Annotated in this window: 2 protein-coding genes; both read left to right on the plus strand. The window is 71.8% G+C overall.

Going from position 1 to position 1,355, the window contains the following annotated elements; all coding sequences use genetic code 11:
- Positions 1–800: (Fe-S)-binding protein (locus CQZ88_RS31125; protein WP_258008613.1), on the plus strand; the 800-nt coding region annotated here is incomplete at its 5' end.
- 82 nt (positions 801–882) lie between these two features.
- The gene (locus tag CQZ88_RS15135; protein ID WP_006933312.1) at positions 883–1,302 is read left to right on the plus strand and encodes a DoxX family protein; all 420 of its coding nucleotides are present in this window, start codon (positions 883–885) and stop codon (positions 1,300–1,302) included.
- Positions 1,303–1,355: the final 53 nt, after the last annotated feature.

Here is a 1,355-nt window from a genome sequence, read left to right on the forward strand (position 1 = left end):
TGGCGGCCGCCGGGCTGACCCTCGCCGGAGTGGACCGGCGCCGCCGCGTGCCCGAGTTCGCGCCGCGCACGTTCCGCCGCTGGTTCGCAGACACGGCCGCCGAGCGTCGCACGGACGGCGAGCCCGTCCTGCTGTTCGTCGACACCTTCACCGAGTACTTCACCCCGGAGGTGGCGATCGCCGCGGTGCGGGTGCTCGAGGCCGCAGGCCGACGGGTGTGCGTGACCGACCGGCAACAGTGCTGCGGCCTGACGTGGATCACCACCGGTCAGCTGGATGCCGCCCGGAAGATCTTGGGCCGCACCCTCTCCGCCCTGTTCCCGGCCGGCATGCCGATCGTGGGGCTCGAACCGTCGTGCACCGCGGTCCTGCGCTCCGACGCCGTCGAGCTGCTCGGGTTCGAGCCGGCGCGCGTCGTCGCCGAGTCGACGGTGACGCTGGCCGAGCTGCTCGGCGACTGGGAGCCGCCGTCGCTGTCCGGGACGACGGTGGTGGCCCAGCCGCACTGCCACCACCACGCCGTGATGGGGTGGGGCGCCGACGCCGCGCTGCTGCGCCGGGCCGGCGCGACGGTCACCCGGCTCGGCGGATGCTGCGGTCTCGCCGGCAACTTCGGCGTGGTGCCCGGGCACTACGACGTCTCCGTCGCCGTCGCCGGGCACCAGCTGCTGCCCGCGATCGCCGCCGCGGGCACGGACGACGTCGTGCTCGCCGACGGCTACTCCTGCCGCACCCAGATCGCCGACCTCACCGACCGGCGAGGGGTACACCTCGCGCAGCTGCTCGCGTCCAGGCTGTGAGCCGACGATCCACAGCGATGAGTTTTTCCGGGCCGGCCGGTCAGTCCGTAGCGAGACCACCCCGCGACCCCAGGAGCCCGTCATGATCTCGACCACCACCCGCCCCACCGAGCGCACCACCGACCGGAAGTTCCGCATCGCCGGCCTCGTGCTCACCGGCCTCGTCGTGCTGTTCCTGCTGTTCGACGTCACGATCCACATCCTCAACGTCGACCAGGCCCGGGAGGCGATGATCGATCTGGGCTTCGACCCGGACCTCAACTACGTCATCGGCGTCGTCCTGCTCGTGTGCCTGGCGCTGTACCTGGTCCCGGCCACGTCGATCCTCGGGGCGGTGCTGCTGACCGGTTACCTCGGCGGCGCAGTGGCGACGAACATGTTGAACGAGATGCCGCTCTTCAGCACCATCCTCTTCCCGGTGTACGTCGGTGTCCTCGTGTGGGCCGGGCTGTACCTGCGCGATCCGGTGGTGCGGTCGGTGATGCCGCTGCGCCGCGCCTGAGCCCCCTCGCAACCGTTGCCGGTCGTCCGCGAACACCGTCGGGTTCGCGGACG

The sequence above is a fragment of the Rhodococcus sp. ENV425 genome, from assembly GCF_002887785.1.
GTDB classification, from domain to species: Bacteria; Actinomycetota; Actinomycetes; order Mycobacteriales; family Mycobacteriaceae; genus Rhodococcus; species Rhodococcus aetherivorans.

Bases quoted from the DNA above. Each gene is read 5' to 3' on its own strand.
- CQZ88_RS15135 (WP_006933312.1), top strand. From the start codon at position 883: ATGATCTCGACCACCACCCGCCCCACCGAGCGCACCACCGACCGGAAG.